Annotated in this window: 17 protein-coding genes; 8 read left to right on the forward strand and 9 right to left on the reverse strand. The window is 67.4% G+C overall.

Annotation, left to right across the window (positions count from 1 at the left end; all coding sequences use genetic code 11):
* Positions 1-39 precede the first annotated feature (39 nt).
* Positions 40-960, forward strand: coding sequence for a bifunctional helix-turn-helix transcriptional regulator/GNAT family N-acetyltransferase (locus BHE75_RS01190; protein ID WP_070931835.1), 921 nt, complete (start codon positions 40-42; stop codon positions 958-960).
* A 20-nt stretch (positions 961-980) separates the two neighbouring features.
* Here the strand turns inward: BHE75_RS01190 and BHE75_RS01195 are convergent, their stop codons facing one another.
* From BHE75_RS01195 to BHE75_RS01235, 9 genes are all read right to left on the reverse strand, one after another.
* Entirely contained in the window at positions 981-2,081 is a 1,101-nt protein-coding gene (locus BHE75_RS01195) for an HPP family protein (protein ID WP_070931837.1), read from the reverse strand.
* A 58-nt stretch (positions 2,082-2,139) separates the two neighbouring features.
* Positions 2,140-4,125 (reverse strand): acetyl-CoA carboxylase biotin carboxylase subunit, encoded by a 1,986-nt coding sequence (locus tag BHE75_RS01200; RefSeq protein WP_070931840.1) that lies wholly within the window; start codon positions 4,123-4,125, stop codon positions 2,140-2,142.
* A 19-nt stretch (positions 4,126-4,144) separates the two neighbouring features.
* Entirely contained in the window at positions 4,145-4,699 is a 555-nt protein-coding gene (locus tag BHE75_RS01205; RefSeq protein WP_070931842.1) for a hypothetical protein, read from the reverse strand.
* Complete coding sequence (gene bioB / locus BHE75_RS01210; RefSeq protein WP_070931844.1) at positions 4,696-5,691, reverse strand: biotin synthase BioB; 996 nt, start codon at positions 5,689-5,691, stop codon at positions 4,696-4,698. Before bioB ends, BHE75_RS01205 begins: the two co-directional genes overlap by 4 nt.
* A complete protein-coding gene (locus BHE75_RS01215) occupies positions 5,688-6,965 on the reverse strand; it encodes an O-acetylhomoserine aminocarboxypropyltransferase (protein ID WP_070931846.1) in 1,278 nt (425 codons plus the stop codon). The genes bioB and BHE75_RS01215 overlap by 4 nt, the downstream gene beginning before the upstream one ends.
* The gene (scpA, locus tag BHE75_RS01220; protein WP_070931849.1) at positions 6,962-9,112 is read right to left on the reverse strand and encodes a methylmalonyl-CoA mutase; all 2,151 of its coding nucleotides are present in this window, start codon (positions 9,110-9,112) and stop codon (positions 6,962-6,964) included. The genes BHE75_RS01215 and scpA overlap by 4 nt, the downstream gene beginning before the upstream one ends.
* A 1-nt stretch (position 9,113) precedes the next feature.
* Positions 9,114-9,890 carry an enoyl-CoA hydratase-related protein gene (locus tag BHE75_RS01225; RefSeq protein ID WP_070931851.1) on the reverse strand — a complete coding sequence of 259 codons (777 nt, stop codon included), beginning with the start codon at positions 9,888-9,890 and terminating at the stop codon, positions 9,114-9,116.
* A gap of 54 nt (positions 9,891-9,944) precedes the next feature.
* Positions 9,945-10,388 (reverse strand): methylmalonyl-CoA epimerase, encoded by a 444-nt coding sequence (gene mce, locus BHE75_RS01230; RefSeq protein ID WP_070935347.1) that lies wholly within the window; start codon positions 10,386-10,388, stop codon positions 9,945-9,947.
* Positions 10,389-10,508: 120 nt separating this feature from the next.
* Positions 10,509-12,041: an acyl-CoA carboxylase subunit beta gene (locus BHE75_RS01235; protein ID WP_015458918.1), complete on the reverse strand. Its 1,533-nt coding sequence runs from the start codon at positions 12,039-12,041 to the stop codon at positions 10,509-10,511.
* Positions 12,042-12,171: 130 nt separating this feature from the next.
* Here BHE75_RS01235 and BHE75_RS01240 point away from each other — a divergent pair, with 130 nt between their 5' ends.
* From BHE75_RS01240 to BHE75_RS01270, 7 genes are all read left to right on the forward strand, one after another.
* Positions 12,172-13,599, forward strand: coding sequence for a helix-turn-helix domain-containing protein (locus BHE75_RS01240; RefSeq protein WP_070931853.1), 1,428 nt, complete (start codon positions 12,172-12,174; stop codon positions 13,597-13,599).
* A 92-nt stretch (positions 13,600-13,691) separates the two neighbouring features.
* The gene (locus BHE75_RS01245; protein ID WP_015458920.1) at positions 13,692-14,735 is read left to right on the forward strand and encodes a phytanoyl-CoA dioxygenase family protein; all 1,044 of its coding nucleotides are present in this window, start codon (positions 13,692-13,694) and stop codon (positions 14,733-14,735) included.
* Positions 14,736-14,945: 210 nt separating this feature from the next.
* Entirely contained in the window at positions 14,946-15,824 is an 879-nt protein-coding gene (locus tag BHE75_RS01250) for a KpsF/GutQ family sugar-phosphate isomerase (protein ID WP_236626764.1), read from the forward strand.
* Between the two features lie 6 nt (positions 15,825-15,830).
* Complete coding sequence (locus tag BHE75_RS01255) at positions 15,831-16,652, forward strand: 3-deoxy-manno-octulosonate cytidylyltransferase (RefSeq protein ID WP_070931855.1); 822 nt, start codon at positions 15,831-15,833, stop codon at positions 16,650-16,652.
* 212 nt (positions 16,653-16,864) lie between these two features.
* Positions 16,865-18,430 (forward strand): capsular polysaccharide export protein, LipB/KpsS family, encoded by a 1,566-nt coding sequence (locus BHE75_RS01260; RefSeq protein WP_254684332.1) that lies wholly within the window; start codon positions 16,865-16,867, stop codon positions 18,428-18,430.
* Positions 18,427-19,698: a capsule biosynthesis protein gene (locus BHE75_RS01265; RefSeq protein ID WP_070931857.1), complete on the forward strand. Its 1,272-nt coding sequence runs from the start codon at positions 18,427-18,429 to the stop codon at positions 19,696-19,698. Before BHE75_RS01260 ends, BHE75_RS01265 begins: the two co-directional genes overlap by 4 nt.
* A gap of 85 nt (positions 19,699-19,783) precedes the next feature.
* A complete protein-coding gene (locus tag BHE75_RS01270; RefSeq protein ID WP_070935350.1) occupies positions 19,784-21,070 on the forward strand; it encodes a glycosyltransferase family 4 protein in 1,287 nt (428 codons plus the stop codon).
* Positions 21,071-21,332: the final 262 nt, after the last annotated feature.

Genomic DNA, 21,332 nt, shown 5'->3' on the forward strand with positions numbered 1-21,332 from the left:
TAGTTGACTAAGGCAACATTATATGTTGCCCTGTCAACTATGGAACAGGCCATCCAGACGATCCGCGGCTTCAACCGCTTCTTCACCCGCCATGTCGGCGCGATCGACGCGCGTTTCCTCGATATGGACGTCAATTTGCCGGAAGCGCGATTGCTGTTCGAGATCGCGATGCGCGAGCCGGTGATGGCGAGCGGGCTGCAGGACGCGCTGGACCTCGATCGCGGCTATCTCAGCCGCATGGTCGCCCGGTTCGAGGATCGGGGCTGGATCAGGCGCGATCGGGTGGAAGGCGATGCCCGCGCCCGGCCGATCCGCCTCACATCATCGGGGCGCGCGGCGTTCGAGATGCTGGACGAAAGGCAGCGATCGGCGGTCGCGGCGGATCTCGCCCGGCTCGATCCCGTCGAGCGGGACGATCTGGTCCAGGCGCTCGCCAAGGCGCGGCTGCTGCTCGATCCCGATGCCGGCGCCGATTTCCGCATCCGGACGTTCCGGACCGGCGATGTCAGCCATATCGCCGCGCGCCAGTCGATCCTCTATGCGGCCAGCCATAGCTGGGGCCACGGGCTCGAGCTGGTGGAGGCGGAAACGGTCGCCGCCTTCCTCCGCAATTTCAAGCCGGGGCGCGAGCAGTGCTGGATCGCCGAGATCGAAGGCGTGACGGCGGGCGCGGTGTTCCTGACCGACGAAGGCCGCGGCACGGCGCGCCTCCGCCTGCTCCATGTCGAGCCGTTCGCCCGCCGGCGCGGCATCGGCGACGCGCTGGTGCGCCATTGCATCGGCTTCGCGCGGGAAAATGGCTATGCGGAAATCATGCTCTGGACGCACACCGTGCTCGATGCCGCGCGCCGCATCTATGCGCGCCACGGCTTCGAGCGGATCGCAACGGAGGTCCACCATGCGTTCGGCGAGCCGGTCCAGGGCGAGACGTGGCGCCTGGACCTGACGGCGAATCCGTAGCGACGGGCGCGCGCGCCCTTTCAGCCCAGCGCGCCGGCCACCCGCTCCGCGACATGGCCGCGCCACAGGGCGGCGAGCAGGTCGGTCTGGCTGATGAGGCCGATCAGGCGGCCGTCGCCGTCGGCGACGATCGCCATGTGGTGGAGCCCGCCGGAAAGCGCGGGCAGCAGCTCGTCGATCGGGGTTTCGGGGGCGACGAGGCACAGGTCGCGCGCCATCACCTCGCTTACCGTGCGGCCCGCGCCCGCGAGCAGCTCGGCATGGCCGACGATGCCGGTCACGCGGCCGTCCTCGTCCACCACCGGCATCGCCGCCAGCCGCCGTTCCAGCAGCCGGTCGCGCGCCTGGCCCACGCCTTCGCCGGGCCGCGCCTGCACCACGTCTCGGGACATGATGCGCCTGCAGACGATCTCGCCATGGAGCCGGCGGTGCGCCTGCGCCTCGACCTGGCGGAACAGCGCGTCGAGATCGTCGCGGTTCACGTCCAGCAGCTCGTCATAGCGGGCGAGCACGACATCGATATCGGCGGCGGTATAGCCCACGCGCTCCTGCGGCGGCGGATCGGCGGTGCCGTGGGTGTTGCGCGAAGGCGGCGCCACGCGATGGGGGTAGCGGTGGCGGGTGGCGTTGTTGAAGGCCCAGGCGATCGCCAGCAGGATCGCGGAATTGAGGCCCACCGGCACCAGCGCGAACGACCATCCGGCCGCCCAGATGGCCGGGCCGCCGATCACCGCCGTCAACGCCACCGCGCCGCCGGGCGGGTGGAGGCAGCGGGCGAGGCTCATCGCCCCGATCGCGGCGGCCACGCCCAGGCCCGCCGCCGGCACCGGATCGTGCAGCAGCCTGGCCGCCGCCACGCCCATGAGCGCGGAGATAACGTTGCCGCCGATCACTGACCATGGCTGGGCGAGCGGGCTGGCCGGCACCGCGAACAGCAATACGGCCGATGCGCCCATCGGCGCGATCAGGATCGGCAGCGCCGAATCCGCCCCCAGCCACAGCCGGCAGACCGTGCCGGTGACGAGGATGCCGATCAGCGCGCCCAGGCAGGCGCGCAGCCAGCCGAGCCGCCCCAGCGGCGACCAGACCGGGGCCAGCGGCGCGAACAGGCGCGACAGCATGGAAATCCTTTCATCCTTCCCGCCCGCCCCGGACCATCGGGGCGGGCGGCCGGGCGGCTTATTCGAACTCGAGGATCACCGCGTCAACCGCCAGGCTCTCGCCCGGCGCGGCGGCGACGCGTGCCACCGTGGCCGCCTTTTCGGCGCGCAGGATATTCTCCATCTTCATCGCCTCCACCACCGCGAGCGGCTGGCCGGCCTCGACACGATCGCCCGCCTTCACATGGATGGCGGTGATCAGGCCCGGCATCGGGCAGAGCAGGAAGCGGGAAAGATCCGGCGGCACCTTCTCGATCATATGGTGCGAAAGATCGGCGATGCGCGGCGGCAGCACCGACAGCGCGTGGCTGGCGCCGCGCGTGGTGAAGCGCCAGGCGCCGGTGCGGCGGCGTTCCACCCGGATGGCCAGCTCCTCGCCGTCGACGATCGCCTCCACCAGCCGCTGGCCGGGAATATAGGGGGCGTCGACCACCACGGCCGTGCCGTCCACCGTCACCGCGTCGCCGGCCACCTCCACCTGATGCTCGGCGCCGTCCAGCTTCACCACCCAGCGGGTGGGGGCGGGCGTCCGTCCGTTGAGCTGGCCGTCGATCGCGTGCGCGCGGGTGGCATCCTCGGTGGCGATCAGCGCCGCCACGGCGGCGAGCCGCGCGGTCAGCCCCTCGCCGGTCGGCGCGCCGGTGAAGCCTTCGGGATGTTCCTCGGCGATGAAGCCCGTGGTCAGCCGCCCTTCGCGGAAGCGCGGATGCTGCATCAGCGCCGACAGGAAATCGACATTATGGCCGATGCCGTCGATCTCGAACCGGTCGAGCGCGTCGATCTGCCGGTCGATCGCCGCCTCGCGCGTGTCGCCATAGGTGATCAGCTTGGCGATCATCGGATCGTAGAACATCGATATCTCGGCGCCTTCGGTCACGCCGTCGTCGATGCGCACATTCTCCGACGCCGCCGGCGGGCGATAGCGGACGAGGCGGCCGGTGGACGGCAGGAAGCCGCGATAGGGATCCTCGGCATAGACGCGGTTCTCGATCGCCCAGCCGGTGAGCTTCACGTCGTCCTGGGTGAAGGCCAGCTTCTCGCCATAAGCGACGCGGATCATCTGCTCGACCAGGTCCAGCCCGGTCACATATTCGGTGACGGGATGTTCCACCTGCAGGCGGGTGTTCATCTCCAGGAAGTAGAATCCCTGGCCGGTGGTGTCGGCGCCGGAAACGATCAGCTCCACCGTGCCGGCCGAATGATAGCCGACGGCGCGGGCAAGGGCCACGGCCTGCTCGCCCATCGCCTTGCGCATCTCCGGCGTCACGAAGGGGGAGGGCGCTTCCTCCACCACCTTCTGGTGGCGGCGCTGGACGGAACATTCGCGCTCGCCCAGATAGACGATGTTGCCATGCTTGTCGCCGAGCACCTGGATCTCGATGTGGCGCGGGCTTTCGATGAACTTCTCGATGAACACGCGGTCGTCGCCGAAGCTGGCGAGGCCCTCGCGCTTCACGCTCTCGAAATTCTCGCGCACGTCCTTTTCGGAGAAAGCGAGGCGCATGCCCTTGCCGCCGCCGCCGGCGGACGCCTTCATCATCACCGGATAGCCGATGCCGTTCGCGATCTCGACGGCATGGTCGGTGGAGGTGATCTCGCCCACGAAGCCGGGCACGACGTTGACGCCGGCCTGCTTGGCCAGCTTCTTCGATTCGATCTTGTCGCCCATCGCGGCGATCGCGTTCGACGGCGGGCCGATGAAGGCGATGCCGGCCGCTTCCAGCGCCTCGGCGAAGCTGGTGCGTTCGGACAGGAAGCCATAGCCCGGATGCACCGCCTCGGCGCCGGTCTGCCTGCAGGCGGCGATGATCGCGTCGGCCAGCAGATAGCTTTCCGATGCCGGCGGCGGGCCGAGGCGGACGGCCTCGTCGGCCAGCTCGACATGCTTGGCGCGGGCATCCGCGTCGGAATAGACGGCCACCGTCTTGATGCCCATCGCGCGGGCGGTGCGGATCACGCGGCAGGCGATTTCACCGCGATTGGCGATCAGGATCTTCTTGAACATGGGGTCGTCGTCTCTCCGTCTATTTCTGCGCGAGGAGCAGGGCGGCCAGCCGCAGCTCTGTGGTGCCGCCGGGCGCGGCGCGGGTGGATGCGAACAGGCGCGTGGTGCGGGCGCCGGCGCCCGCCACGTTCCATTCGGTCTGCGAGGAGGCCGGGCTGGTCCGCGTCCGGCCGGGGCCGAGCGCCAGCGCCTGCTGGATGCGGGCGGCGAGCGCCAGCTGGTCGGCGGCGCCCGAAAGCCGCACGCGCAAGGTGCACTGGCGCGCCGGGATGTTGGCGGGCAGCCGGTCGTCGGCCAGATAGGTCAGCAGCGCCTCATCCGCCTTGTAGCTTTCGCTCGGCTGGCCGGGGCCGCGCGGCTGGAGGGCCAGCGGCACCGGCGCCATGGCGATGGCGGCGTGGAATATCTCCGGGTCGCGGAAACCCGCCCAGCAGGTCGCCTTGAAGGTCTCGATCGCCATGGCGCTGTCGATCGTCTTCAGCTTTTCCACCGGCGACGGCGCGGGCGCGGGCTTCGCCGGGGATGGCGAAGCCGTGGCCTGTGCCGCCAGCAGCAGAAAGGCCGCCGCGATCATTCGGCGGCGACCGCCACGCGCGGGGCCTCGGCATCCATGGCGCGGATGCCCAGCCTGGCGAACAGGGCCGCGTCGCTGTCGTCGCCGGCATTGGGCGCGGTCAGCAGCTTGTCGCCGGTGAAGATCGAATTGGCGCCGGCGAGGAAGCAGAGCGCCTGCGTGCTTTCCGACATGCTCTCGCGGCCGGCGGATAGCCGCACCATCGATCGCGGCATGGCGATGCGGGCGACGGCGACGGTGCGGACGAACTCGATCTCGTCGATCTTCGCCAGCGGGGTATCGGCCAGCATGTCGCCCAGCACCGTGCCCTTCACCGGCACGAGCGCGTTGATCGGCACGCTTTCGGGATGCTCCATCGTCGCCAGCGCGTGGAGGAAGCCCACGCGGTCCTCACGCTTCTCGCCCATGCCAACGATGCCGCCGCAGCAGACGTTGATGCCGGCCGACCGGACATGATCGAGCGTGTCGATGCGATCCTGGAAGCTGCGCGTCGAGATGACGTTCGCGTAATTTTCCGGCGAGGTATCGATATTGTGGTTGTAATAATCGAGGCCGGCCTCGGCGAGCTGCCGGGCCTGCTTCTCGGTCAGCATGCCCAGCGTCATGCAGGTTTCCATGCCCATCGCGCGGACGCCCTTCACCATCTCGATGATGGCGGGCATGTCGCGGTCCTTGGGCTCGCGCCAGGCGGCGCCCATGCAGAAGCGGGAGGAGCCGTGGTCCTTGGCCTGCGCGGCCGCCTGCAGCACGGCGCGCGGGTCCATCAGCTTGCTTGCCTTCAGGCCCGTCTCATGATGGGCGGACTGGCTGCAATAGCCGCAATCCTCCACGCAGCCGCCGGTCTTGATCGACAGGAGCGTCGAAAGCTGGACGGCATTGGCGTCGTGGTGGGCGCGATGCACCTCGGCGGCGCGGAACACGAGGTCCATGAAGGGAAGGTCGAACAGGTCGGCGATTTCCTCGCGCGTCCAGTCGGTACGGTAATCGGTCATGCGGCCTCCAACGCCTGCGCCATGTCGGCGATGATGTCGTCGATATGCTCGATCCCGACGGAGACGCGCACCACGTTCGGCCCCGCACCCGCCTGCTCCTGGTCCGCCACCGCCAGTTGCCGGTGGGTGGTGGAGCTGGGGTGGATGATGAGCGAACGCGTATCGCCGATGTTCGCCAGATGGCTGAACAGCTTCACCGCCGAGACGAGCTTGACGCCCGCCTCATAGCCGCCCTTGAGGCCAAAGGTGAACACCGCGCCGCCCTTGCCGCCCAGATAGCGCCGGGCCAGCGGGTGATAGGGATCGTCGGCGAGGCCCGCATAGGACACCCAGTCCACCTTGGGGTGCGCCTTCAGCCAAGTGGCGAGCGCCAGCGCGTTGGCGCAGTGGCGCTCCATGCGCAGCGCCAGCGTCTCCATGCCGGTCAGCGTCAGGAAGGCGTTCATCGGCGCCATGGCGGGGCCGAGATCGCGCAGGCCCAGCGCCCGGCACGCCAGGATGAAGGCGAGGTTGCCGAACGCCTCGGTGAAGACCTTGCCGTGATAGGACGGGTTGGGCTGGCTGAGATAGGGATAGTTGCCCGATGCCGCCCAGTCGAACCGGCCGGCGTCGACGATCACGCCGCCCAGCGAATTGCCGTGGCCGTTCAGGAATTTCGTTACCGAATGGACGACGATGTCGGCGCCATGATCGATCGGGCGGCAGAGCAGCGGCGTCGCCATGGTGTTGTCGACGATCAGCGGCACGCCCGCGGCATGGGCCACATCGGCGATGGCGGCGATGTCCTGCACCACGCCGCCGGGATTGGCGAGGCTCTCGATGAACACCGCGCGCGTCTGCGGCGTGATGGCGGCGGCGACATTGGCGGGATCGTCGGCATCGACGAAGCTCGCATGCCAGTCCATCTTGCGGAAGCTGTGGCCGATCTGGTTGAGCGAGCCGCCATAGAGCCGCTTGGCCGCGACGATATGGCAGCCCGGTTCCATCAGCGTGTGGAAGGCCAGGAACTGCGCGGCATGGCCCGATGCGGTGGCGAGCGCGGCGGCGCCCCCCTCCAGCGCGGCGATCTTGCCTTCCAGCGCGCCGTTGGTGGGGTTCATCAGCCGGGTATAGATGTTGCCGGCGACCTCCAGGTTGAACAGCCCCGCTGCGTGATCGACATCGTCGAACACGTAGGAACTGGTCTGGTAGATCGGCGTGATCCGCGCCTTGGTGGTGGGATCGGGCGCGGTTCCGGCGTGGATCGCCAGCGTCTCGGGCCGGTGCGCGGTCATTCGGCGGCTTCCTCTATGCCCTCGGGCGGGATGTTGTGGCCCAGCAGGCGCAGCACCTCGCCCGCCGCGTCGACCAGGTTGGTGCCGGGGCCGAAAATGCCCTGCACGCCCGCGTCGCGGAGGAACTGATAGTCCTGCGCCGGGATGACGCCGCCGGCGACGACCTTGATGTCCGACCGGCCTGCCTGCCTGAGGAGGCCGATCAGCTCGGGGATCAGCGTCTTGTGCCCGGCCGCGAGGCTGGAGGCGCCCACCACGTCCACGTCGGACTTGATGGCGAGGTCGGCGGCTTCCTGGGGCGTCTGGAACAGCGGCCCCGCGACCACCTCGAAACCGAGGTCGCCGAAGGCCGAGGAGACGAGGTTGGCGCCGCGATCATGCCCGTCCTGGCCCATCTTGGCGACCAGCATGCGCGGGCGGCGCCCCTTGCGGCGGCCGACGGCGGCCACGCCGTCCATCAGCTGCGCCCAGCGGGCATCGTCGCCATAGGCCCCGCCATAGACGCCCTTCACCGGTGTCGGGCTGGTGCCGTAGCGGCCGAACACATCCTCCATCGCGGCGGAAATCTCGCCCAGCGTCGCCCGCTTGCGCGCGGCCTCCACCGCCAGCGCCAGCAGATTCTCCTTGGCCGCGGCGCCCTTGCGCAGCGCATCCAGCGCGGCCTGGGCGGCGGCTTCGTCGCGGGCGGCCTTCACGCGGTTGATGCGGGCGATCTGCGCCTCGCGCACCGCGTGATTGTCCACCTCGAGGATGTCGATCGGCTCCTCGTCGGCCAGCCGGTATTTGTTGACGCCGACGATGATCTCTTCCTTGCGGTCGATCCGCGCGGCCTTGGCGGCGGCGGCTTCCTCGATCATCGCCTTGGGCCAGCCGGCGGCGACCGCCTTGGCCATGCCGCCCTCGGCATCGACGCGCTCGATGATCTCCCACGCGCGATCGACCAGCTCCTGGGTCAGCGCCTCGACATAATAAGAGCCGCCGAGCGGATCGACCACCTTGGTCATCCCCGTCTCTTCCTGGATCACGATCTGGGTGTTGCGCGCGATCCGGGCGGAGAAATCGGTGGGCAGCGCGATCGCCTCGTCGAGCGCGTTGGTGTGGAGCGACTGGGTGCCGCCCAGCATCGCCGCCATCGCCTCGATCGTCGTGCGCATCACGTTGTTATAGGGGTCCTGCTCGGTCAGCGAGACGCCCGACGTCTGGCAATGGGTGCGCAGCATCTTGGAGCGCTCGTCCTTCGCGCCCAGCTTCGTCATCACCCGGTGCCACAGCACGCGCGCGGCGCGCAGCTTGGCGATCTCCATGAAGAAGTTCATGCCGATCGCGAAGAAGAAGCTGAGGCGGCCGGCGAACTTGTCGATGTCGAGGCCGGAGGCCACGCCATATTTCACATATTCCATGCCGTCGGCGATGGTGAAGGCCAGCTCCTGCACCTGCGTCGCCCCGGCTTCCTGCATATGGTAGCCGGAGATGGATATGCTGTTGAACTTGGGCATGTTCGCCGACGTATAGGCGAAGATGTCCGAGATGATCCGCATCGATGGTTCGGGCGGGTAGATATAGGTGTTGCGGACCATGAACTCCTTGAGGATGTCGTTCTGGATGGTCCCGTCGAGCTGGGCCTGCGGCACGCCCTGCTCCTCGCCCGCGACGATGAAGAAGGCGAGGATCGGGATCACCGCGCCGTTCATCGTCATCGAAACGGACATCTGATCGAGCGGAATGCCGTCGAACAGGATCTTCATGTCCTCGACCGAATCGATCGCGACGCCCGCCTTGCCGACATCGCCCGTCACGCGCGGATGATCGCTGTCATAGCCGCGGTGGGTGGCAAGGTCGAAGGCGACGGACAGGCCCTTCTGCCCGGCCTTCAGGTTGCGGTGGTAGAAGGCGTTGGATTCCTCGGCGGTGGAAAAGCCCGCATATTGGCGGATCGTCCACGGCCGGCCGGCATACATGGATGCGCGCACGCCGCGGGTGAAGGGCGCGAAGCCGGGCAGGCCGGGGTCGATCCCGGCCACGTCCTCGGCCGTGTAGAGCGGCTTGACGTCGATCCCCTCGGGCGTCGCCCAGATGAGGTCCTTGCCCTTCACTTCCTTGGCGGCGGCGGCCTGCCAGTCGGCCAGGGTCGGCTTGCTGTCGGTCATCTCACTTGCCTTCATATCGGGCCGGGCGCTTTTCGAGGAAGGCGGCGACGCCCTCCTTGAAATCGGCGGACTGGCCGGCCGTCTTCTGGTCCGCCCGTTCGCGGGCCAGCACGTCGGTCAGGTCCTCGCCCAGCGCGCGGCGCACGCTGTTGCGGATCAGGCTGATCGCCTTGGTCGGCCCGTTGGCGAGGCGGGTCGCGACGGCGCGGGCCTCGCCCAGCAGCGCCTCGTCGTCCACCGCGCGGTTGATCAGGCCCCAGGCCTCGGCCTTCTCGGCGGGCACGCGCTCGCCCAGCAGCATCATCTCCAGCGCGCGGGCGCGGCCGACGGCGCGGGCCACCAGCCAGGTCGCGCCGGCATCGGGGACGAGGCCGATATTGACGAAGGCCAGCAGGAAATAGGCCGATCGCGCCGCCAGCACATAATCGCCCCACAAGGCCACCGAGCAGCCGGCGCCGGCGGCGAGGCCGTTGACCGCCGTCACCACCGGGATCGGCAGGCTCGCGAACTTTTCCGCCAGCGGATTATAATGGCTGTCGAGCAGCTCGCCCGGGTCCTCCGGCAGGCCGCCCGCATCCTGCAGGTCCGCGCCCGAGCAGAAGGCCCGGCCCTCGCCGGTCAGCAGGATGGTGCGCGCGCCTTCGGCCAGCGCCTTGTCCAGCGCGTCCGATACCTCCTCGAACAGCTTGAGCGAGATCGCGTTCAGCCGGTCGGGCCGGTCGAGGGTGATCGTCGCGACCTTGTCGGCCAGGTCGTAGCGGATGGTGGCGTAGGTCATGTGCTGCTCCCCGAACCGCTCAGCCTTTCCTCAGGATAAGCGGATATATTCATCTCAATGCGTGCCGTCGCCCTTCGGCGTTTCCATGATCTCGGTCAGCACCCCGCCCATGTCCCTGGGGTGGACGAAGAAGATGAGCGTGCCGTGCGCGCCGATGCGGGGTTCGCCCAGCACCTTCTTGCCCATCGCCAGGAATTCCGCGCGGGCGGCGTGGATGTCCGGCACCTCGTAGCACATATGGTGCTGGCCGCCGGCCGGGTTCTTGGCGAGGAAGCCGTGGATCGGGCTGTCGGCGCCCAGCGGCTCGATCAGCTCGATCTGGGTGCCGGCGGTGCCGTTCTCACCCGGCGTGTCGACGAAGCACACCTTCACGCCCTGGCTCGGCATGTCGAACGGCTCGTGAATCTTCACGGCACCCATCACGTCGCGCCAATAGGCGATCGCCGCCTCGATCGACGGCGTGGCGACGCCGACATGGTTCAAACGGCCGAGTTTCATCACTTCCGATCCTTCAATCGTCATGCCAGCGAAGGCCGGCATCTCCCGCGACAGGGAGAATGGCCGGTCGTCGAGCCGCCCGTCATCCCGACTTTCGTCAGGATGACGGCTCGACGGCCGTCACAGCGGAATATTGTCGTGCTTCTTCCAGGGATTTTCGAGGCTCTTGTTGCGGAGCTTGCGGAGGCCCAGCGCGATCCGCCGCCGCGTCGAATGCGGCATGATCACCTCGTCGATGAAGCCCTTGCTCGCCGCCACGAAGGGGTTGGCGAACTGGTCCTCATATTCCTTGGTGCGCTGGGCGATCTTCTCGGGCTCGCCGATATCCTTGCGGAAGATGATCTCCACCGCGCCCTTGGCGCCCATCACCGCGATTTCGGCGGTGGGCCAGGCATAATTATAATCGCCGCGCAGATGCTTGGACGACATGACGTCATAGGCGCCGCCATAGGCCTTGCGGGTGATGACGGTGATCTTCGGCACGGTCGCCTCGGCATAAGCGAACAGCAGCTTGGCGCCGTGCTTGATGATGCCGTTATGCTCCTGCGCGGTGCCGGGCAGGAAGCCGGGCACGTCGACGAAGGTGACGATCGGGATGTCGAAGGCGTCGCAGAAGCGGACGAAGCGGCCGGCCTTCTTCGAGGAATTGATGTCCAGGCAGCCCGCCAGCACCATCGGCTGGTTGGCGACGATGCCCACGGTGCGGCCCTCGATCCGGCCGAAACCGGTGATGATGTTGGCGGCATGGGTGGGCTGGACCTCGAAGAAGTCGCCCTCGTCGACGACCTTCGCGATCAGCTCCTTCATGTCATAGGGCTTGTTGGCGCTGTCCGGGATCAGCGTGTCCAGGCTCTCCTCGATCCGGTCCCAGGGGTCGTCGCTCGGCCGCACCGGCACATGCTCGCGATTGGACAGCGGCAGGAAATCGAAGAAGTCGCGGGTGGCGAGCAGCGCCTCGATATCATTCTCGAACGCGACGTCGGCGACGCCCGACTTGGCGGTGTGGGTGACGGCGCCGCCCAGTTCCTCCTGCGTCACCACCTCGTTGGTCACGGTCTTCACCACGTCCGGCCCGGTGACGAACATGTAGGACGAATCCTTCACCATGAAGATGAAGTCGGTCATCGCCGGGGAATAGACGGCGCCACCCGCGCACGGCCCCATGATGACGCTGATCTGCGGCACCACGCCGGAAGCCAGCACGTTCCTCTGGAACACCTCGGCATAGCCGCCCAGCGAGGCGACGCCTTCCTGGATGCGGGCGCCGCCCGAATCGTTGAGGCCGATCACCGGCGCGCCGACCTTCAGCGCCATATCCATGATCTTGCAGATCTTCTGCGCGTGCCGTTCGGAAAGCGATCCGCCGAACACGGTGAAATCCTGGCTGAACACGAAGACGAGGCGGCCGTTGATCGTGCCCGATCCGGTGACGACGCCGTCGCCGGGGATCTTCTGGTCGGCCATGCCGAAATCGACACAATTATGCTCGACATAGGTGTCGACTTCCTCGAACGACCCCTCGTCCAGCAGCACCTCGATCCGTTCGCGCGCGGTCAGCCGGCCCTTCTTGTGCTGCGCGTCGATCCGCGCCTGGCCGCCGCCCATCCGCGCGGCGGCGCGCTTCTCCTCGAGCTTCTGCAAAATCGCCAGCATCGTTCCTCGCTTCGTTCGAATGGGCTTTCGAGGCTTCCCTTTCCAAGCTTGGCGCGCCATGGCAAATGTGAATTTGCGAAATTGCGAAGCCGGATTTTGCAAATGCCGGCGAAAGAGTAGGAGGGCGCGCATGGCGGACGCAGCGGAAAGGCGGCCTCTCCGCGCGCGCCTGTTCGCCGGGGGCGAGCTGCGCGGCCTCCGCCGGCGGCACGGGCTGGGGCAGGCGGCGATGGCCGAGCGGCTCGGCATTTCGGTGAGCTATCTCTCCCAGCTGGAAAATGACGACCGCCCGGTGACGCGGCCGGTGGCCGATGCGCTGGCCGGCATCTTCCCGCTGGACTGGACGGAGCAGGCCGATGCCGCGGGCACCCGCCAGGCGGCGATGCGTGAGGCGATGGCCGATCCGCTGTTCGCCGATCTCGGCCCGCCCGATGCGCTCCACCGCGCGGTGGAACAGCAGCCCGACCTCGCCGATCGCTTCCTGCGCCTCCACGCCGCCTGGCGCCGCGCGGAGGAACGGCTCCAGATGGCGGACGAGGCGATCGGCGCGGGCACCGCGCGGGGCGGGCGGCTGCCGTGGGAGGAGGTACGCGACTGGTTCCACCTCGCCGGCAATTATGTCGACAGCATCGATCGCGCGGCCGAGGCGCTGGCGCAGGAGCTGGACGCCCAGCCGCTGGGCGAGGGGCTGATCGCCCATATCCTGAAGCAGCGCCACGGCGTCGACGTCCTGTCCTCCGGCGATGAGGCGGCGGCGATGCGGCGCTTCGATCGCGCGCGCGGCCTCCTCACCCTCGGCCGCGCCCTGCCGCCCGAAACCCGGCGGTTCGCGCTGGCCCACCAGCTCGCCCTGCTCGAATTCCGCGATGCCATCGCCGCCGTCGCCGGGGCGGCCGATCTCCGCACCGGCGAGGCGAAGACATTGCTTTCGGTCGGCCTCGCCAATTATGCCGCCGGCGCGCTGCTGATGCCCTATGCCCGCTTCCGCGAGACGGCGCGCGCGCTCCGCCACGATATCGACCGGCTGTGCCAGCGCTTCGGCGTCAGCTTCGAACAGGCCTGCCACCGGCTGTCCACCCTGCAGCGCCCCGGCGCGCGCGGCATCCCCTTCTTCTTCTGCCGGGTGGACATGGCCGGCAACATCACCAAGCGCCATTCCGCCACCCGCCTGCAATTCGCCCGTTTCGGCGGCGCCTGCCCCTTGTGGATCGTGCACGAGGCGGTGGCGATCCCGGACCGCATCCTCGTCCAGCTCGCCGAGACGCCCGATGGCGTGCGCTATGTCCAGATGGCCAAGGGGCTGGTGAAGCCGTCGGGCAGCTATGCCCGCTCGCCCCGCCGCTACGCCGTGGCGCTGGGCTGCGAGGCCGATCACGCCGCCGAGTTCATCTATGCCGACGGCCTCGACACCGCGCGCGCCGCCGCCGCCACGCCGATCGGCATATCCTGCCGCCTCTGCCCCCGCCCCGATTGCGACCAGCGCGCCTTCCCCCCCTCCGACCGCGCCATCCAGGTCGACCCCGACGTGCGGGACGTGGTGCCGTATCGGGTGGGATAGCGTTCGATTGCCACTCGATAATCCGGCGATGCCGGCCTACCACTGCGCGCATGAAGTCCCATCCCGGCCCATCCAGCCCTTCGACCGTCACGATGCCGCGGGCGCCGCATCCGGTCTCGCGCATCAAGGCGATAACGGGCTTTCCCTGGTGGCTGGCGCAGCTTTTCACCGGCGCCAAATCCTTCAAGGACAATCCCCTCATCGGTTCGCATCGGCTGAACCGGTGGGGGCTGCATGCGCTGCGGGTGCGGGTCGCCCATTCTCTGGCCGCGCGGCGGCGGCGGCGGATGGAGGCGCGCATCGCGCCGGAGCACCGCGCGGCCTTTGCCCGCGACGGTTTCGTCCGCGTCGATAATGTGCTGCCCGAGGCCGAGTTCGAGGCGCTGCGCGATCGCCTGTTCGCGGTGGAGATGCCGGCGCGCGAGATGCTGCAGGGCGATACCATCACCCGCCGGATCGCGATCGACCCCGAACTGCTCGGTGCCGTGCCCGCCCTCCGTGCCCTGCTCGCCTCGCCCCTCTGGTCGGGGCTGACGCGCTACGTCGCCAGTTTCGACAGCGAGCCGGTGCATTATATCCAGACGATCCTCACCCATCGCGCCGATGCGCCGCTCGATCCGCAGACGCATCTTCATGCCGATACTTTCCACCCGACGATGAAGGCCTGGTATTTCCTTACCGACGTGGCGGAGGACGAAGGGCCGTTCTGCTATGTTCCGGGATCGCACCGGATCACCCCGGAGCGGCTGGCCTGGGAAAAGGCGAAGAGCGAGGCCGCCCCCCACGGGATCGATCATCTTTCCGCGCGCGGATCGCTGCGGATCACGCCGGATGAGGTGGCGGCGCTCGGCCTGCCGCCGGCGCAGAGCTTCGCGGTGCCGGCCAACACGCTGATCGTGGCGGACACCTTCGGCTTCCACGCGCGGGGCCTTGCGGCGCGCCCTTCGTGCCGCATCGAAATCTGGGCCTATGGCCGCCGCAATCCCTTCCTGCCCTGGAAAGGGCTCGATCCCCTGTCCCTTCCCGGCATCGCCGAAAGACGGGTGGGGTGGATGTGGTTTGCGCGCGACAGGTTTGAAAAATGGATCGGCCAGCCGTGGAAATCCAGGGGGCGAATGAAACCAGGATCGAGTTAAAGGGTATATAACCCCAATAAAGGACCGTTCGTCGCTCGACTTCGGTTTGGCGACTTGCTAATGCCGCGCCGCAATATAGTGTGAAATGGTGACAAAAGAATAGATGGCGATCCAGTCGATATGCTGATCAACCCCAGATTGGATGCACGATCGACGGGGGCGTCGGTCATTCAGCAGGAAGCGGCGGGGCTTGCCAGTCTTGCGGCGCAATTGGATCAGTCCTTTGATGCCGCGGTTGCGCGCATCGTCGCCACCGAAGGGCGGATCATCGTCGCGGGCATGGGCAAATCCGGCCTGATCTGCCGGAAGATCGCCGCGACCTTGTCGGCAACCGGTTCGGCCGCCTATTTCATCCATCCCGCCGAAGCCTCGCATGGCGATCTCGGCTCGCTGAAGCCCGGCGATACGCTGCTCGTCCTGTCCAATTCGGGCTCCACGCCGGAATTGCGGCCGCTGGTGGCCTATGCCCTGGCGCTGGATGTTCCGGTGATCGCGGTCGCATCGGAACCGATGTCGGAACTGATGCTGCAGGCCGATATCGGCATCCTGCTGCCGAAGGTAGCCGAAGCCTGCCCGGAAAAGATCGCGCCCACGACCTCCACGGCGATGATGCTGGCGCTGGGCGACGCCCTGGCCATCACCGCGATGCAGATGCGCGGCATCTCGCGGGACGAGTTGATCCGTTGGCATCCGGGCGGCAATATCGGCTGGCAGGCGCTGCCGGTCTCCCGCCTCATTCGCCGAACCGACGCGCTGCCGCTCGTCAAGCGTTCGGCCAGCATGCGCGACGTGGTGATCGAGATGACGTCGATCGGCAAGGGCGTCGCCGGCGTGGTCGACGATGCCGGCGGGCTGATCGGCATCATCACCGATGGCGACCTCCGGCGCTCTTTCGATCGCATGTTGCTGGCAACGGCGGAGGAGATCATGACGCACGCCCCCAAGACGGTGTCGGGCACGACCACGGTGGCCGAGGCGCGCGAGCTCATGGCGGAGAACCGGATCACGGTGGTTTTCGTCATGGATGGCGACAATCCCAGCAAGCCCGCCGGGCTCATCCACATCCACGATCTTGCTCCGGCCGCCTGAGGCGCCATGGCACCGTCGGGCCCGCCCCGGGACGTCGCGATCGTTATTCCGGCGCGCTACAAGTCGAGCCGTTATCCCGGCAAACCTCTTGCCGGAATCCGCGGCGCGACGGGAATCGCCAAGCCCCTGGTTCAGCGCAGCTTCGAGGCGGCCGGCATGGTGGCCGGCGCCGCGTCTGTCCATATCGCGACCGATGACGATCGCATCGCGGAGGCGGCCCGGGCTTTCGGGGCATCGGTCATCCTGACCCCCGAAAGCTGCGCCAACGGCACCGAACGAGTCGCGGCCGCCTTGCCCGATCTGCCCGATGCAGCGGAGATCATCGTCAATTTCCAGGGCGATGCGCTGTTGACGCCGCCCGCGCTGGTCGAGGCGCTGATCGCCCATATGCGGGCTGACCCGGCTTGCGGTGTCGCCACGGTCGCGGTGCGCTGCTCGCCCACCGCCTACCGGCATCTGCTGGCCGATCAGGCGGCGGGCCGGAGCGGGGGCACGACGGTCGTCGTCGACCAGGCGGGCCGCGCGCTCTATTTTTCGAAGCGGGTGATCCCCTTCATCCAGCCGGGCAGCCCGGCCGAGGCCGACCCGCCCGTGCTGATGCACCTCGGCCTCTACGCCTATCGCAGGCAGGCGCTCGAGGGATATCGCGCCGCACCGCCGTCACCGGCGGAGGAGCATGAGGGGCTGGAGCAGCTCCGCTTCCTCGATCGCGGAATCGCGGTGGCGGTGGTCCGGTGCGATCCGCCCGAATGGGATGCGATCGAGCTCAACAATCCCACCGACATGGCCCCGATCGAGGCCGTGCTCGCCATGCGGGGCCTGGTCTGATGGCCGGCGCCACATATCGCGGCCATGCCGCAGCCCCGCCTAGAGCGCCGATCCGACCGGCGGCTTTCAATGACATGATGGAGCGGGCTTATCCTCCGCGCGCGATGCGGGAGCCCCTGCTCCGCATCCCGCCATTCCCCGGCGCGCGCGTGCCGGCGCTCATGGTGCCCGCCCGGACCGCCCCGGAACGGGGGGAGGATATCGGGGCTTGCATGGCCGCTCTGCGCGAGGCGCGGGTGGGCGGGACCTTCTGGGCCGCCCGGCCGGCGATCGATGCCTCCCGGACGATCGTCGCCCGCCCCGCCAGCGCGGCCCAGGCGCGCGCAATGATCGCCGCCGCCCGCGCGGAGGGATGCCGGGACCGGCTTCTTTTCTGGCTGCCGAGGCGGATTTTCCGTCTTGGATCGGAATTGCGGGGCTTTCCGGTCATCCATGGGAATTGCGATCCGTGGACATTGATCGACCAGGTCGAGAGGATCTGGCTCGACGCGGGCGACCCTCTCGCCCTTCTCGCCCGGATCGGCGGCCGGCAGGTCCGGACCTGGGGAGACGGCGTTTTCGCCGGTCTCGCGGAGGCCGGGGAGGATAAGCTGACGGCCTGGGCCGCCAGCTTCCTGGTCGATGGAGTCCGCTATCGCGATCCCTTCTCCGGCCAGGATATCGGGTTGTCCGCGGCGATCGATCTGCTGGAATATTGGCGGCGGCTGATCGATGCCAATCGCCCCATCGCCGCCGCCGCCGGTTTCGCGCGGTGGAAACGCGCGACGGTGGCGCCGCTCTTGTGGAACGGCACCGATCCCGTCCGGTTCATTTCGCCCGGCGAGCCGGCGCTTTCCGGCCTGCCCACGGGAAGCGTTCTGGCGTTATGGAAATCAAAGGTCCCTGATGCGTTCCTGTCTGCGGTTGCAGAAAAGGAAATTGCGGTGAGGGAGGTTGAGGACGGCTTTATCCGCTCCAGCGGGCTCGGGGCCAATTGCGTCCCCCCCCTCTCCATCACGGTCGATCGCCTGGGCGTCCACTTCGATCCCGCCCAGGCCAGCGAGCTTGAGACGTTGCTCGAAACGGCGACTTTTCCGGCGGAACTGCTCGATCGCGCGGACCGGCTGCGGCAGATGATCCGCGCAACCGGCCTCAGCAAATATGACGTGGGCGGCGATGCCATGGATCGCCCCGGGGGTGACCGCCGCCACGTGCTGGTGCCGGGTCAGGTGGAGGATGATCGCTCCGTGCTTTCCGGCGGCGGCGGCGTGGGTGGCAATCTCGGCCTGCTCCGCCGCGCGCGCGAAATGGAACCGGATGCCTTCATTCTTTACAAGCCCCACCCCGATGTCGAGGCCGGGCACCGGAAGGGCAGGATTCCCGAGGGCGAGGCGGAACGGCTTGCCGATATGGTGGTGCGCGACGCCCCGATCTCCGCATTGCTGGACATGGTGGACGCCGTCCATGTGATGACGTCGCTTGCGGGGTTCGAAGCGCTGGTCCGCGGAAAGCCCGTCGTCGCCCATGGCGTCCCTTTCTATGCGGGGTGGGGGCTCACCACCGATCTCGGGCCGGTTCCGTCGAGGCGGACGCGCCGTCGCAACGTCTTGGAGCTGATCGCGGCCGTGTTATTGCTGTATCCGCGCTATCTCGATCCCGCGACGCGGCTGCCATGTCCGCCGGAGATCCTGGTGGAGCGCCTTGTCGCCGGGGTTCGGCGTCAGAACGGTGCGGTGGTTGCTTTCCGGCGTCTACAGGGGAATTTCATGCGTTTGATCATGAGGGGCGGGATCGCGTGAAGCTTATCGATCGCCCGCAACGGTCCTTTCTTTTCCTCCAGGGTCCCCCGGGGCCCTTCTTCGCCATGCTGGGCGCGGAGCTGCGCGCGCGGGGCTGTGCCGTCCACCGCATCAACCTCAATGGCGGCGACAAGCGCGACTGGTCGGAAGGGGGCGTCGATTATCGCGGCCCGGTCTCGCGATGGCCGATCTTCGTCGATCGCTACATGCGGGAAAACGGCATCACCGATCTGATGCTTTACGGTGATTGCCGCCCCATGCATATCGCGGCGCACGGCATGGCGAAGCTGCGCGGCATCGCCATCCATGTCCTGGAGGAAGGCTATATCCGGCCCGACTGGATGACGCTGGAACCCGACGGCGTAAACGGCCGCTCCACGCTGTCCCGCGATCCGCAATGGTTTCTCGACCAAGCGCGCAACCTGCCTCCCGTGCCGGTGCTGCCGCCGATCACGGCCAGCTTCGGCCGGCGCGCGCACGACAGCTACTGGCATTATCATCGGATCGTCACCGGGCGGCTGCATTTTCCTTATTACCGCCCACACCGGCCGGGTTCGATCATCATGGACGGCTTCGGCTGGCTCAACCGCTTCCGTCTGGCCAAGCGCCGCGCGCGCGAGGCGGAAGCGGTGCTGCGCGCGATCAAGGGCAGCGACTATTTCCTGTTCCCGCTGCAACTGACGGCGGATTACCAGATCCGCGCCCATTCGCCGTTCGGCGACATGAAGACGGCGGCGGAATATGTGATCGAAAGCTTCGGCCGCCACGCTCCCTCCAGCGCGAGGCTGGTGGTGAAGGAGCATCCGCTGGATTCCACCTTCTTCGACTGGTGCTCCTTCGTGCGGAAGACGGCCCGCCGGTTCGGCTGCGAGGACCGCATCTTCCATATCGACGGCGGCGATCTGGAGGCCTTGTCCTCCGCGTCGCGCGGGATGATCTGCGTCAACAGCACGTCCGGCACGCTGGCATTGGCGTGCGGCACGCCGGTGATGGTGCTGGGGGATGCCATCTACGACATTCCCGGCATGACCCATCAGGGGCGGCTGGACGAATTCTGGACGGCGCCGAAGCAGCCCGATGTCCGCCTGTTCGATGCATTTCATCGCGTGCTGCTGGCCCGCTGCCTCATTCGCGGTGGCCTGGCGAGCCAATCGGCGACAAGGATACTCGTTCAGTCGACCATCGAGCGGCTCATGATGCCAACCGAGTTGCGGGTGGCGTCTACGGTTATCGAGGTTGAAGCCCGCTGGGCTCGGAGAGGCACTTGAAGCAGGTTGACCTGGCAACGCCAGAGATGCGCCGGGGGGGCGTATTTGGTAATCAAAGAAGATGAAGATGCTCTTCCCCACGGTGATGGAGCGGTCCGCATCCCAGCGCCAGCCCACCGGAGTGGTTCGCCGCGATCCTGTAAATAACGCCACCCCGCTGGCGGACGTCGAGGTCGTGCTCGACATATCCCGCCTGATCTCGCGCATCCATCATTCGACTCCCACAGGCATCGACAGGGTCGAGATGGCCTATGCGCGGGAGCTGCTCCGGCTCATTCCCGAACAACTTTCTTTCGCGGCGCTGCATCCGCTGGGGCCTTATGGCAGGCTCCCGCGCGCGGCGGTGATCGACTTTCTCGACAACCTGGAGGCGCGATGGAGCGGGCATGGGGAGGCGGTGTCGCGCCATCCCGTGCTCAAGGCCCGGTGGATGCTGAAGGCCTTGTGGAGGATGCGTCCCCGCCCCCTGCCCCGGGGCGCATTGGGACGGAAGCGGGTGCTGTTGCAAAGCTCGCCGCACCATCTGCATGACGAACGCGCGCTCCGGAACATCCTCGACAGGGAGCAGGCGCGCTTCGTCTGCCTGCTGCACGATCTCATTCCCATGGAATATCCGGAATATGCCCGACCGGGCGGGGCGGCGCTGCATCGCCGGCGGATCGATACGGTGGCACGCCATGCCGCTGCCGTCATCGCCAATTCCGACGCTACCCGGCAGGCTTTCCTCCCCTATCTGGAGAAGGAAGGGCGCACGATTCCGGTGGAGGTCGCGCTTCTCGGATTGGATCCTTATGGGCAGGGCGAGGTCGCCGCACCGGCCGTGCAGCCATATTTTCTTTGTCTGGGGACGATCGAACCCCGCAAGAACCACCTGCTGCTCCTGCATATCTGGCGGCGCCTGTCCGAGCAGTTCGGCGCGCATAATATCCCCAAGCTGATGATTGTGGGACGGCGCGGCTGGGAAAATGAACAGATCGTCGATCTGCTGGATCGCTGCCCCGCGCTCGTCGATTGCGTGGAAGAATATGGCGATCTGCCGGATTCGGAACTCCGCGTCCTCATGAAGGGTGCGCGCGCCCTGCTGATGCCCAGTTTCGCCGAAGGCTTCGGCATGCCGGTGGCCGAAGCCCTGGCTCTGGGCGTGCCCGTAGTCTGCAGCGACCTGCCGGCCTTGCGGGAAGTTGGAGGTGCGGTGCCGGACTATCTTGATCCCCTCGATGGAAGGGCGTGGATCGAGACTATCCTCGATTTCTCGAAGGAAAATTCGGCCGGGCGCGAGGCTCAGTTGAGCCGGATTGCATCCTGGTCTCCCCCGGAGTGGAGGCAGCATATCATGGTTGTCGTCAACATATTGGCGAATATAAATTACTGAAGTGATTTGCCGATGTTGAAGATCTGTTGATCTTGTCCGATAAGGGGCACTGCCATATGGGTAGTTATACATCCGAGCTATCAGATCGGATTTATGGGCGGGATGATTTCAATAAAATTATTCCGTCTTCGAAATGAAGTATGCTCTTCTGGTCCGCCTGGAACATTGTGGGCGCGCGAAGACGGATTGGCGAGACGGTGCAGGGTCGGCATATGAACGAGGATGGACTATGATTCCGGATTGCCCGCCGGCGACAGCCGGC

Origin of the sequence: Edaphosphingomonas haloaromaticamans (assembly GCF_001853345.1) — a bacterium.
GTDB lineage: Bacteria > Pseudomonadota > Alphaproteobacteria > Sphingomonadales > Sphingomonadaceae > Sphingomonas_E > Sphingomonas_E fennica.